This is a genomic window from Streptomyces sp. NPDC017676 (genome assembly GCF_044329325.1).
In the GTDB taxonomy this organism is placed as follows: Bacteria; Actinomycetota; Actinomycetes; order Streptomycetales; family Streptomycetaceae; genus Streptomyces.
Genome location: NZ_JBIRJA010000010.1, coordinates 119,104 through 131,221, shown reverse-complemented (window position 1 = coordinate 131,221; position 12,118 = coordinate 119,104). Strand labels below are relative to the sequence as shown.

Below are 12,118 nucleotides of genomic sequence, written 5' to 3'. Positions count from 1 at the left end.
GGGCCAAGGGGCGGGCAGGGTGGTGCTCCCGATCATCGAGGAGGTCCCGTTGAGCGTTCCGTCGAACCCGGCTGCCCGAGCGGTGGTGGCGTGACCGTGCGATTCCGGCATGCCGACCCGGTCCGGGCCGCCTTCCCCGACCTGTCCGCCGGTGCGCTGTACGCCGCCGGCGTCGACGCCCCCGTGGACACCGGGCCACGCGCCGCCGCGTACACCGTCCGGGCCGCCGCACGGCTGGCGGGGGCCACCGAGGGCGAGTTCCCCGAGGTGCTGGCCTGGCGGCGGGCCTTCGCCCGGATGGGGCTGAAGCCGACGCAGTACCGGTCCGCCTCCGAGTCGCTGCTGCGCCGGCTACGGAAGGAGGGCGCGCTGCCGCGCATCCATCCGCTGGTGGACCTGTGCAACGCGATCTCGGTGGCGTACGCGGTTCCGGTGGCGGTCCTGGACGTCGACCGGATCACCGGGCCGCTGCTGGAGGTGCGCCCGGCCCTCGGGGACGAGACGTACACGGCGTTCGGCGGCGCCGTCGAGCATCCGGCGCCCGGCGAGGTGACCTTCGTCGACTCCGCGGGCCGGGCCCACGCCCGCCGCTGGACCCACCGGCAGAGCGGCCACTCCGCGGTCGGCGCGCACACCGGGCGCGTGCTGGTGGTGACGGAGGCGATGCATGAGGGCGGCGCGGAGAGCGTGGCCGAGGTGCTGAAGACGGTTCGAGGAGGAGGTGGCGGAGCACTGGGGAGCCCCCACGGCGACGGCCGTGCTCACCCCGGCCGCTCCGGAGTTCGTCTTCGGCGGCTGACCGGCTGAGGGCAGTATGGGCAGGGTGGACGAGGGGCGGGACACGGTGGAGGTGCCGGCGCGCGGCTCGGACTTCCTGCAACTGGCGGTCGCCGACGTGCCCGCCGGCGGGAAGGTGGAGTGGCTGGCCGGACGGCTCCGGCAGGCCATAGCCGACGGCCGGCTGACGGTGGGCAGCAGACTGCCGCCGACCCGGGTGCTCGCCGCGGAACTGCGCGTGTCGCGGGGCGTGGTGACAGAGGCGTACCGGCGCCTCGCCGAGGACGGCCAGGTGGCGGGCCGCCGACGAGGGGGCACGGTGGTGCTGGCGGCGCCCTTCACCACCATGCCACCGCCGGCTCCGGCTGACCGGGGCGGGGACGGGGACGCGCCGGGCACGGGGGACGCACCGGGCACGGGGGACGCGCCGGGCACGGGGGGCTTGTCAGGCACGGGAGACGTGGGTGTGCGCGGGGCGCATGGCGGGGGTGCGGCCGGCGACACCTCCCGCTCCCCTGAGCCCTCCCCCGGCCAAGGCGCCGATCAGGGCGGCGGCCCGCAGTACTCCCGTCGGGTCGTCAACGGCTCCGCCGGGTCCTACTCCCGCCCAGACATCCCCGGATCCGCCGGGTCATACCCCGGTCCAGACACCCCCGACGGTCCCAGACCACACCCCGGTTCACACAACCCTGACTCCCCCCGACCACACCCCGGCCCACACACCCCCGGCTCCCCCGAGCCCTCCGCCGGTCCAGACCCCGGTGGGCGCGGTCCGTCGTATGGCTGTGGGCCCGGTGGGTTGTTCGGTGGGGAACCCGGTGCGGCGGTGTTCGACGCGTTGCGGACCGCGCCGGCCGCTGTCGACCTCACGCCTGGCCGGCCCGACCTCACCACCTTTCCCCGTGCCGCCTGGCTGCGGGCCGAGCGGGCCGTGCTCGCCGAGTTGTCCGCCGAGGAGCTCGGCTACGGCGACCCGCGCGGCGCGCCCCGGCTGCGGCGGGCCGTCGCCGACTGGCTCGCGCGTGTGCGGGGCGTGCGGGTGGAACCGGACGCGGTGCTGATCGTCGCGGGCACCGCGCAGGCGCTGACCCTGCTGCACCCGGTGCTGCGGGCGGACGGCGTCCACGCGGTCGCGGTGGAGGACCCCGGCTCGCTGGGGGCCCGCCAGCACCTGCGGAACGGGGGCCTGGCCACCCCGCCGGTGCCGGTCGACGAGGAGGGCGTACGGGTCGACGCGCTGCGGGCCACCGGTGCCCGGGCCGTCCTGCTCACGCCCGCCCACCAGTTCCCGACCGGCGTGGTGACCAGCGGTGAGCGCCGGCGGGAGTTGCTGGAGTGGGCGCGGGACGGCGGGCTGATCCTGGAGGACGACTACGACGCGGAGCACCGCTACGACCGGCCCCCGGTCCCCGCGCTGCGCGCCCTGCTGGCCGACCGGGTCTGCTACCTGGGCAGTGTGTCGAAGCTGCTCGCGCCGGCGCTGCGGATCGGCTGGCTGGTGGCCCCGGCCCGGTACCGCACGGCACTGGTCGACGCCAAGCGCTTCAACGACCTGGGCAACGCGGTGCTGCCGCAGCTCGTGCTCGCCCGGCTGATGGAGTCCGGTGAACTGGAGCGGCACCTGCGGCTGGTGCGCGGGCGCCACCGCAGGCGCCGGGACGCGATGATCGCCGCGCTCGCCGAGCATCTGCCGGGGGCTCGGGTGCACGGGGCCGCGGCGGGCCTGCACCTGACGGTGACGTACGCCTCCGACGTGCCCGACACCGAGTTCGCGGCGGCGGCGCTCGCACGCGGTGTGAAGTGCCAGCCGCTGTCCTGGCACCGGCAGTCGCCCGGCCCGCCCGGTCTGGTCCTCGGTTACGCGGCCACCCCGCCGGGTGTCGTGGCGCAGGGCGTGGCACTGCTCGGCAGGACCCTGCGGGAGCTGGCGTGACGGACTGACGTGCCGGCCTGGCATGGACGGCCTGGCGTGCCTGGGGTGCGCCCGGCGCCTGCGGGGTCTCAGGCCGGCGCTTCGCGGTGCGACGCCAGCGCCCAGAGCACGAAGACGTCGATCGCCAGCAGGACCAGTGACCAGACGGGCGCGTACGGCAGGAACAGGAACTGCGTGACGAGGCTGAACGCCACGAGGACCATACCGACGATGCGCGCCCAGGCCATACCCATGAGCAGGCCGACGCCCGTCGCCAGGACCAGGGCGCCGATGACGATGTGGATCGTGCCCCAGCCGGTGAGGTTCATCTTGTAGATGTAGCTGCCGATGCGGTAGTAGACGGCGTCCCCGGCGACCGCGGCGATCCCCTGGAAGAGGGCGAGGAGACCGCTGCACATCATCAGGACTCCGGCGAACGTGACGCCGCCGGTCGCCCAGGCACCGCCGCGGGCGCCGGGTTGCCGCGGCGGCCACGAGCCGCCCGAGCTGGTCGGTCCGGTGGGCTGTGCTGCCTGGCTCATGAGCGTGTCCTCTCTGCCTCCCCGTTCGTCCGGATCCCCCGCGTGTTCGCGGGGAGCACGTGGGGCACTCCGAGCGTTGGCCAGACAGCCGCGCGGCGCATCGAGGGATACGCCGTTCGGGTGACCCCCCGGCGATCGGCCGGGTCGGTCGGCGGCGGTGTCCGTCAGCCGGCCTGCCGGGCGAACGCCTCGTACGCCCGTGCGTCGAAGAGCACGAACCGAGCCTCCTCCACGGCCGTCGGCGTGTCGCGTACGGTCTCCAGCGCGATGCGGGCCGCGTCGTCCATCGGCCACCGGTAGACGCCGGTGGAGACGGCCGGGAAGGCGACGGTCCGGGCGCCGAGTTCGTCGGCGACGCGCAGTGACTCGCGGTAGCAGGAGGCGAGCAGGTCGGAGCGGTCCTCGGTGGGGGACCAGACGGGTCCCACGGTGTGGATCACCCAGCGGGCGTCCAGTTCGCCCGCCGTGGTGGCGACCGCCCGGCCCGTGGGGAGGCCCTTTCCGTACCGGGAGGCGCGCAGGGCGCGGCACTCCTCCAGGATGGCGGGGCCGCCCCGGCGGTGGATCGCGCCGTCCACGCCTCCGCCGCCGAGCAGGGAGGAGTTCGCCGCGTTGACGATGGCGTCGGCGTGCTGCCGGGTGATGTCGCCCTGGACGAGGGTGATGGCGGTCATGTCTTCCTCGGCTGAGGGGTCGTCATGTCTGTCTCAGTCTCCGCCAGACGGCCTTGGCCGCGTTGTGTCCGGACATTCCGTGGACGCCGGGCCCGGGCGGGGTGGCCGAGGAGCAGATGAAGACGGCCGGGTGGGGGGTGTGGTACGGGAACAGGGTCGGCTTGGGGCGCAGCAGCAACTGGAGTCCGGAGGCCGCGCCGCAGGCGATGTCGCCGCCGACGTAGTTGGCGTTGCGGGCGGCCATCTCGGCGGGTCCGGCGGTGGCGCGGGCGAGCACGCGGTCGCGGAAGCCGGGGGCGAAGCGCTCCAGCTGGCGTTCTATGGCGTCGGTGAGGTCGCCGGACCAGCCGTTCGGCACATGGCCGTAGGCCCAGAAGACGTGCTTGCCCTCGGGGGCGCGGGTCGGGTCGACCAGGCTGGGCTGCACGGTGATCATGAACGGTCTGTCGGGGGCGCGGCCCTCGCGGGAGGCGGCGCGCAGGGCGGTGCCGATCTCGGCCTGGCTCGCGCCGATCTGGACGGTGCCGGCGGTGCGGGCCTCGGGCGCGGTCCAGGGCACGGGGCCGTCCAGCGCGTAGTCGATCTTGAAGACGCCGGGGCCGTAGCGGTAGCGCGCGTAGTGGTCGCCGAAGCCGGCGATCCGGGCGAGCGCGGCGGGCGAGGTGTCGAAGACGTACGCGCGCGCGGGGGGCAGGTCGTCGAGGCGCTTGACCTCGTAGTCGGTGTGCACGGCGCCGCCGAGGTCGGTGAGGTAGGCGGCGAGGGCGTCGGAGATGGCCTGGGAGCCGCCGCGGGGCACCGGCCAGCCGCGGGCGTGGGCGGACAGGGCGAAGACCAGTCCGACGGCGCCCGTGGCCAGGCCGTTCAGCGGCGCCATGACGTGGGCGACCAGGCCCGCGAAGAGGGCCTTGACCCGCTCGTCCTTGAAGCGGCGCATCAGCCAGGTGGACGGCGGGAGCCCGGCCAGGCCGAAGCGGGCCAGGGTGACGGGGTCCCGGGGCAGCGCCGTCAGCGGCAGGGACATGAAGTCGCGGACCAGGGTGTCCCAGTGGGCGAGGAGCGGCTCGACCAGTCTGCGGTACGCGCCCGCGTCGCGCGGTCCGAAGGAGGCGGCGGTCTCGGCGACCGAGCGGGAGAGCACGGCCGCGGTGCCGTCCGGGAACGGGTGGGCCATGGGCAGCGGGGCGTGCAGCCATTCGAGGCCGTACCGGTCGAGCGGCAGGGCGCGGAACGCCGGGGAGTTGATGCCGAGGGGGTGCGCGGCCGAGCACGGGTCGTGCCGGAAGCCGGGCAGGGTCAGCTCCTCGGTGCGGGCACCGCCGCCGACGGTGGGCTTCGCCTCGAACAGGGCCACGGAGAAGCCGCGGCGGGCCAGCTCCACGGCTGCGGTCAGTCCGTTCGGTCCCGCACCCACCACGACCGCATCGAGCATCGACGGCACCTTCGGACCCCTTCGTCAGCCGATGGCCATTCGCGACCAGGATATGCCGGGGGTCTGACACCGCCCCGGCCCGGGTGGCCCCGGGGCTCAGGACGCGGTGCGCAGCAGGTCCGCCACCCGGCGGGCGGTGGCGGCGTCCCGGGCGGCGGTGAACGGCAGTGCGTTGCCGCCGGTGACGCGGAACGGCTCGCCGGTCAGGGTGAGGTGCGTGCCGCCCGCCTCCTCGACCAGGAGCAGACCGGCCGCGTGGTCCCAGGCGGCCTCCCAGGAGAACGCGACGGCGTCCAGCTCGCCCCGGGCCACGGCGAGGTACTCCAGGCCCGCCGAGCCGCACGCGCGCGGGGCGATGCCGTCGGTCCACAGGGGCCGCAGGGCGCGCTTCTGCCCGTCGGTGGTGTAGTCCGGGTGGGAGGTCGCGACGACGAGGTCCCGGCCCGGGGCGGGCGGGCCCGCGAACAGCCGCTCGCCGTCGAGGAAGGCGCCCCGGCCGCGGACGGCGGTGGCGAACTGGTCGCGCGCCGCCGCGTAGGTCCAGGAGGCGATCACGACGCCCCGCTGGACGAGCGCGACCAGGGTGCAGAAGCCGTCGTCGCCGTGCACGAACTGGCGGGTGCCGTCGACCGGGTCGACGATCCACACCGGTACGTCGTCCTGGAGCGCCCGGTACACCGCCGGGTCGGCGTGCACCGCCTCCTCGCCGACGACCACCGAGCCGGGCAGCAGGGCGCCGAGGTCCTCGGTGAGCCGCAGCTCGGCGAGGCGGTCGGCGTCCGTCACCAGGTCGTGCGGGCCGCTCTTCTGGTCGACCTCGTGCGCGGCGAGGCGGCGGAAGCGGGGCAGGATCTCGGCCGCGGCGGCCTTGCGGACCGCTTCCTCCACGTCGGCCGAGCAGCGGGCGAGAAACTCGTCGATGGTTTCCGTCTCTTCGATCATGCCTCCCATGAGAGCACGTCCCACTGACAATCCCGGCCCGCATTCGGTGTACTCGGGGTGGAATCAGGGTGAACAGCGGGGATCGGCACCGCCCGCCGGGCCCGGGCACGGCCGTCAGCGGCCGACGGCGTACCCCTGCATGCCGCGCGGATTGGCCGCCGCCGACAGCACACCGGTCTCCGGGTCCCGGGCCACCGCGCACAGCCGCCCCTCTGACCAGGCGGGACCGACGGTGACGTCGTGGCCGCGCCGCCGCAGCTCGTCGATCACCCCGGCGTCCATGCGGGACTCCACGGTCACGCCGCCGGCGTGCCGGCCACGCGGGTGGAAGGAGCTGGGGTGGTTGTCGTTGTGCCAGTTGGGGGCGTCGACGGCGCCCTGGAGGTCGAGGCCGCCGCGGACGGGGGCGCGCAGGGCGGCGGCCAGGAAGAAGTGCAGCTGCCACTGGTCCTGCTGGTCGCCGCCTGGCGTGCCGAACGCCATGACCGGTACGCCGTCGCGCAGCGCGAGGGACGGGGTGAGGGTGGTGCGGGGGCGGCGGCCGGGGGTGAGGGAGCCCGGCAGGCCCTCCTCCAGCCAGGTCATCTGCAGGCGGGTGCCGAGCGGGAAGCCCAGCTCGGGGACGACGGGGTTGGACTGGAGCCAGCCGCCGCTGGGCGTGGCCGCGATCATGTTGCCCCAGCGGTCGACGACGTCCAGGTGGCAGGTGTCGCCGCGGGTCGTGCCGTCGGCGGCGACCTCGGGCTCGCCGGGCAGGCTCGCGACGGTCGGTTCGCCGGCGCCCATCGGGTCGAAGCCGTGCTCCGCACCGGCCCGCACGCGCGCGTGTGCCCGTGCGGGCAGCCGCGGGGTACGGCCGCCGGGGCTGCCGGGTCGCAGCCCGTGGTCCGCCTTCTCGCCGACGAGGGCCCGCCGGGCCGCGTTGTACTCGTCCGACAGCAGGTCGGCGAGGGGAACCTCGGCGGCGTCCCCGTACCAGGCCTCGCGGTCGGCCATGGCGAGCTTGCAGCCCTCGATCAGCAGGTGGACGTAGTCGGCGGAGCCGTGGGCGGGCAGTTCGTCCGGGAGCAGGGCGAGCTGCTGGAGCAGCACCGGTCCCTGGCTCCAGGGGCCGGCCTTGCACACCGTCCAGCCGTTCCAGTCGTACGTCACCGGTGTCTCGTAGGTCGCCGACCAGCCGGCGAGGTCGGCCTCGGTGAGGGTGCCGGTGTGCCGCTCGCCGCTGGTGTCCAGGGTGGGCCGGCGGGACTGCCGTGCCAGGGCCTCGGCGATGAAGCCGGAGCGCCACACCTCACGCGCGGCGTCGATCCGGGCCTCCCGGCCGCCCGCACGGGAGGTCTCGGCCAGCAGCCGCTTCCAGGTGGCGGCCAGGGCGGGGTTGCGCAGCAGCGTGCCGGGGCGCGGTGCCCGGCCGCCGGGCAGGTACAGCTCCGCCGACGAGGTCCACTCCGTCTCGAACAGCCGCCGTACGCTCTCGACGGTCAGGCCGACGTTCTCCACGGGCGCGTGTCCGTGTTCGGCGTAGCCGATGGCGTACTTCAGGACGTCGTCCAGGGACTTGGTGCCGTGGTCGCGCAGGAGCAGCAGCCAGGCGTCGAAGGCACCGGGCACGGCGGCGGCGAGCGGTCCGGTGCCCGGTACGAGATCCAGCCCGAGCCCCCGGTAGTGGGCGGCCGTCGCGCCCGCCGGGGCCACGCCCTGCCCGCACAATACGCGCACCGCGCCGCCCGCCGGGGCGAGCAGGATCGGCACCTCGCCGGCCGGCCCGTTGAGGTGCGGCTCCACGACATGCAGCACGAACGCCCCGGCCACCGCCGCGTCGAACGCGTTGCCCCCGTCCTCCAGCACCGCCATCGCCGACTGGGAGGCGAGCCAGTGGGTGGAGGACACCATGCCGAAGGTGCCCTGGAGGGTGGGGCGGGTCGTGAACGTCATCTCTCACCTCGGTGTGCGGGGGCGTCGGTCGGCCTGCCCACCCTCACACAGTCCGCGGGGAGATTCCGGGGTTCCGGACACGGAGCCCCCGGAGCGCGGGAGCGCGGTGCGGTCATTTTGCCGACGCGTGGAGAAATCCGCCCTGGACGCACCGCGAACAGCCGTGGAAACATCCGGAGTTGTTTTTCTCCTCCCGCCGGTCCGGGAATACGACGGCGGTCCTCCGCGCGGCCCGGGCCGTTCCGTTCCGCGAGCGCCGGCCACGGGCTCGTCATTCGCAGAAGGAGCAGCATTGTCCCGATCAGCCGATCGCTTCTTACCGGTGGACGGATACGTGCCGGTCATCGATCTGTCCGCCACCCGGACCAAGGCCGGGGAATTGCTCGTCGCCCAGGCGATCACCGGCGCCTGCGAGACGTCCGGGTTCTTCACCCTCGTCGGCCACGGTGTGGACCAGGATCTGATCGACCGCATGTACGCCGTCTCCGGCGCGTTCTTCGAACGGCCCGCCGGGGAGAAGGCCGAGGTGGCCGTCTCGCCGGGCACGCACGGCCTGTACGCCGACGCCGGCAGCGCCGCGAAGAGCCTGGGGAACAACGCGCCCCCGGACCTGAACGAGGTCTTCATCGCCGGTGTCCGGGGCGACCTCCCCGTGGAGTCGCGGGCCCCGGACGGGAACACGGCGTCGCCGTGGGGAGCCGTGAACCGCTGGCCCGGGACGCCCCCGGAGTTCCGGGCGGTGTGGCACGCGTACATGGCGGCCATGGAGCGGCTCGCGACGGACGTGATCCGCCTGTTCGCCCTCGCCCTGGGCCTGGACCGGCACTTCTTCGACGACAAGATCGACGACGGCATGTCGACGCTCGCGGCGAACTACTACTATCCGCTGACCGAGCCGCCGCTGCCCGGGCAGTTGCGCAAAAGCGCCCACACGGACTGGGGGACGCTGACGATCCTCCACCAGGACGGGACCGGCGGGCTGGAGATCGAGCAGAGGCGGCGCGGCTGGCGCGAGGTGCCCTTCACCGAGGGCGGCTTCGTCGTCAACATCGGTGACCTGATGGCGTTCTGGACCGCCGGGCGGTGGGTGTCGACGCTGCACCGGGTGCGCAATCCCGCCGAGGGGCACACCGGGGCGCGGATCAGCATCCCGTTCTTCCACATGCCCCGCCACGACGCCCCGGTCGAACCGCTCTTCCCCTTCTCCGACGCCACCACCGAGACACGGTTCCGCACCGCCACGACGCCGGGCGAGTGGTACCGGGAACGGCTGGCGGCGATGGTCGGCTGACCACGTACCGCGCCGTTCCGGTCCGTGTGCGTACGGCGTCCCGCTGGCGAGTGCGTAGAGCGTCCCTCTAGCGCGGAGCGGCACCGTGATCCGGAGCGCACCCTGTAGGCGTCCGGAAGGGTTCACGATGTCGAGCAGCAGGTCCTCGCAGGACGGGCGGGAGCGGCCATGAGGGCGGCGGTGCTGCACGCGGTGGGAGAACCACCGCGCTGCGAGGAGGTGCCGGAACCGCGGGCGGCGGAGGGCGAGGAGGTCGTCCGGGTGACGGCCTGCCCACTGACCAACCTGGACCGGGCCCGGGCCGCGGGCACGCACTTCTCGTCGCCCACCACTCTGCCGGCGGTGTGCGGCGCCTCCCTGGCCGCCGGCCGTCTGGAGGACGGCAGCCGGGTCCTGTTCCGGTCGTCGGGCGGCACCATGGCCGAACGGGCGGTGACCCGGCGCGCCTGGTGCTCGCCCATTCCCGACGCCGTGGAGGACGCGTTGGCGGCGGCGGTGCAGAATCCCGGGGTGTCGGCGTGGAACGCGCTGGAGTGGCGGGCGAAGCTGCGGCCGGGCGAGTCCGTGCTGGTGCTGGGTGCGACCGGTGTGGCCGGACAGCTCGCGGTGCAGATCGCCAAGCACCTCGGCGCGGGCCGGGTGGTGGCCGCAGGACGCAATCCGCGGGTGCTGGCCGGGCTGCCCACGCTGGGCGCGGACGCCGTCGTCCGGCTCGACCAGCCCGACGACGCGCTGCGCGGCGCACTGCGCGAGGCCGCCGGCGGCACGGACTACGGCGTGGTGCTCGACTACCTGTGGGGGCACCCCACCGAGGTCTTCATCAGCACGCTCGGCTCCGCCGACATGGAGCTGCGGTTCTCCCGCACCCGCCTCGTCCAGATCGGTGTGATGGCCGCGCCCACGCTCAGCCTGCCCGCCGAGGTGCTGCGCAGCAGCGGGCTGGAGATCGTCGGCAGCGGTACGGGCAACGCTCCCCCCGCCGAGGTGCTGGCCCGCGAACTCGGCCGGGTGCTGGACCTGCTGGCCGGCGGCGAACTGCGCCTGGAGATCAGCCGGGTCCCGCTCGCCCGGGTGCGGGACGTCTGGGATCTCGACCAGCGGGGCCGCCGGACCGTACTCGTGCCCTGACCCCCGCCTACCGGCCCGCTCCGCCGTTGCCGGGTGCTTGAGCGGATTTTGAGCAGGCGGGTGAAGTGTGGTGCCAGCGACGGATCATGTGAGGAGAAGATTCATGACGGAGTCAGCACGGACCCCCTCCCTCTACGAGCGCCTGGGCGGGACCATGGGTATCGCCGCGGTGATGGACGTCCTCACGGACAGGCTCTACGACAATGTCTCCGCCAACCGGAATCCGTATGTGCAGAAACTGCACGAGACGAATTCCCGGGCGGGGTTCAAGTTCATGGTGACGGCGTGGTCCATTCAGGAGACCGGCGGGCCGAAGTGCTATCCGGGGCGTGATATGCGGGAAGCCCACGCCGACATGGTCGCGACGGAAGAGGACTTCGACATCGTGGCCCTGGAGATAGCCGCCACGCTGAGCTACTGCGGGGTGCCGCAGCAGGAGGCCAAGGAATACCTGGACATCATCGAGAGCTACCGGCACGACGTGCTGACTGCCTCGCACGGCAAATCGCCGGCCGCTTCCCCGCTCAGCGCGTGACGCGCGACAGGGCCGTGCCGCTCCGGCAGGAGGATCGGGGGTCCATGCCCAGCCTGATGATCGTCGTCGGCTCGACCCGCCCCGGCCGGGCCGGACTTCCCATCACCCGGTGGTTCGCCGAGCGGACCCGGGCCCACGGTGGGTTCGACACGACCGTGGCGGACCTCGCGGAGCTCGACCTGCCGCTCCTCGACGAACCGAACATCCCCCGGCTCCGGCAGTACACCCAGCGGCACACCAAGGAATGGAGCGCGACCGTGGAGGCGGCGGACGCGGTCGTCTTCGTCACCCCGGAGTACAACTTCGGCTACCCGGCCACCGTCAAGAACGCGATCGACTACCTCCACCAGGAGTGGCACCACAAGCCGGTCGGGTTCGTCTCGTACGGCGGAGTGGCCGCCGGCACCCGGGCGGTGCAGCAGCTCAAGCAGGTCGTGACGACGCTGCGGATGCTGCCGGTGTTCGAAGGGGTCCACATCCCCTGGCACCCGCGGTACATCGCGGACGGGCAGTTCCGGGGCACCACGGAGATGGAGCAGGCGGCGGCCGCCATGCTGGACGAACTGCTGCGCGTGGAAGCTGCGCTGCGCCCCCTGCGGCTGAGGTCCGAGGGCGCCGGATCCCCCACCACCGGGCCCGGCGACGGCCCTTCCCCCCAGGGCGGTTGACCGCGCGCGGGCCGCCGACGGGTTCCGCGGGCTCGCGCCGCTCCGCGGCCCCGCAGCCCTGCCGCCGTCCGCCGCGGGCAAGCACCGGCACCCCGACCGGCCCCCGTACCGCTGGCGTCCGCCACGCGGTGCGGGGGCCGGTGGCATGGAACCGTCCGGGCGAAGGGTCGGACCGGCGGACGGACGGGCGGACGGGCGGACGGGCGGACGGGCGGACGGGCGGACGGGGACGAGCGTGGTTCGCGCACGGCGCTCCGGGCAGGACGGCGCCCCGCCACCGAA

At 74.2% G+C, this 12,118-nt stretch carries 10 protein-coding genes and 2 pseudogenes; 7 read left to right on the top strand and 5 right to left on the bottom strand.

The window, feature by feature from the left end:
• The first annotated feature begins 90 nt into the window (after nucleotides 1-90).
• From ACH4LD_RS22925 to ACH4LD_RS22915, 3 genes and pseudogenes are all read left to right on the top strand, one after another.
• A complete protein-coding gene (locus ACH4LD_RS22925; protein WP_398053626.1) occupies nucleotides 91-807 on the top strand; it encodes a B3/4 domain-containing protein in 717 nt (238 codons plus the stop codon).
• Between the two features lie 7 nt (nucleotides 808-814).
• Nucleotides 815-1,090 (top strand): annotated as a pseudogene (locus ACH4LD_RS22920) (GntR family transcriptional regulator); the annotation flags it as partial.
• Between the two features lie 477 nt (nucleotides 1,091-1,567).
• Nucleotides 1,568-2,710, top strand: a pseudogene (locus tag ACH4LD_RS22915) (PLP-dependent aminotransferase family protein); the annotation flags it as partial.
• Nucleotides 2,711-2,778: 68 nt separating this feature from the next.
• Here ACH4LD_RS22915 and ACH4LD_RS22910 read toward each other — a convergent pair.
• The 5 genes from ACH4LD_RS22910 to ACH4LD_RS22890 form a co-directional block, all read right to left on the bottom strand.
• Nucleotides 2,779-3,231, bottom strand: coding sequence for a hypothetical protein (locus ACH4LD_RS22910; RefSeq protein WP_398053625.1), 453 nt, complete (start codon nucleotides 3,229-3,231; stop codon nucleotides 2,779-2,781).
• A gap of 164 nt (nucleotides 3,232-3,395) precedes the next feature.
• Nucleotides 3,396-3,905, bottom strand: coding sequence for an O-acetyl-ADP-ribose deacetylase (locus ACH4LD_RS22905; protein ID WP_398053624.1), 510 nt, complete (start codon nucleotides 3,903-3,905; stop codon nucleotides 3,396-3,398).
• A gap of 22 nt (nucleotides 3,906-3,927) precedes the next feature.
• A complete protein-coding gene (locus ACH4LD_RS22900; protein WP_398053623.1) occupies nucleotides 3,928-5,346 on the bottom strand; it encodes a phytoene desaturase family protein in 1,419 nt (472 codons plus the stop codon).
• 87 nt (nucleotides 5,347-5,433) lie between these two features.
• A complete protein-coding gene (locus tag ACH4LD_RS22895; RefSeq protein ID WP_132782779.1) occupies nucleotides 5,434-6,279 on the bottom strand; it encodes an inositol monophosphatase family protein in 846 nt (281 codons plus the stop codon).
• A gap of 114 nt (nucleotides 6,280-6,393) precedes the next feature.
• The gene (locus ACH4LD_RS22890) at nucleotides 6,394-8,214 is read right to left on the bottom strand and encodes a gamma-glutamyltransferase family protein (protein WP_398053622.1); all 1,821 of its coding nucleotides are present in this window, start codon (nucleotides 8,212-8,214) and stop codon (nucleotides 6,394-6,396) included.
• A gap of 292 nt (nucleotides 8,215-8,506) precedes the next feature.
• On the opposite strand from ACH4LD_RS22890, the gene ACH4LD_RS22885 reads away from it, so the two are divergent.
• The 4 genes from ACH4LD_RS22885 (at nucleotide 8,507) to ACH4LD_RS22870 (ending at nucleotide 11,836) form a co-directional block, all read left to right on the top strand.
• Entirely contained in the window at nucleotides 8,507-9,505 is a 999-nt protein-coding gene (locus ACH4LD_RS22885; protein ID WP_398053621.1) for an isopenicillin N synthase family dioxygenase, read from the top strand.
• 168 nt (nucleotides 9,506-9,673) lie between these two features.
• Complete coding sequence (locus ACH4LD_RS22880) at nucleotides 9,674-10,633, top strand: zinc-binding alcohol dehydrogenase family protein (RefSeq protein WP_398053620.1); 960 nt, start codon at nucleotides 9,674-9,676, stop codon at nucleotides 10,631-10,633.
• 103 nt (nucleotides 10,634-10,736) lie between these two features.
• The gene (locus ACH4LD_RS22875; RefSeq protein WP_398053619.1) at nucleotides 10,737-11,168 is read left to right on the top strand and encodes a group 1 truncated hemoglobin; all 432 of its coding nucleotides are present in this window, start codon (nucleotides 10,737-10,739) and stop codon (nucleotides 11,166-11,168) included.
• A 44-nt stretch (nucleotides 11,169-11,212) separates the two neighbouring features.
• A complete protein-coding gene (locus ACH4LD_RS22870; protein WP_398053618.1) occupies nucleotides 11,213-11,836 on the top strand; it encodes an NADPH-dependent FMN reductase in 624 nt (207 codons plus the stop codon).
• Nucleotides 11,837-12,118: the final 282 nt, after the last annotated feature.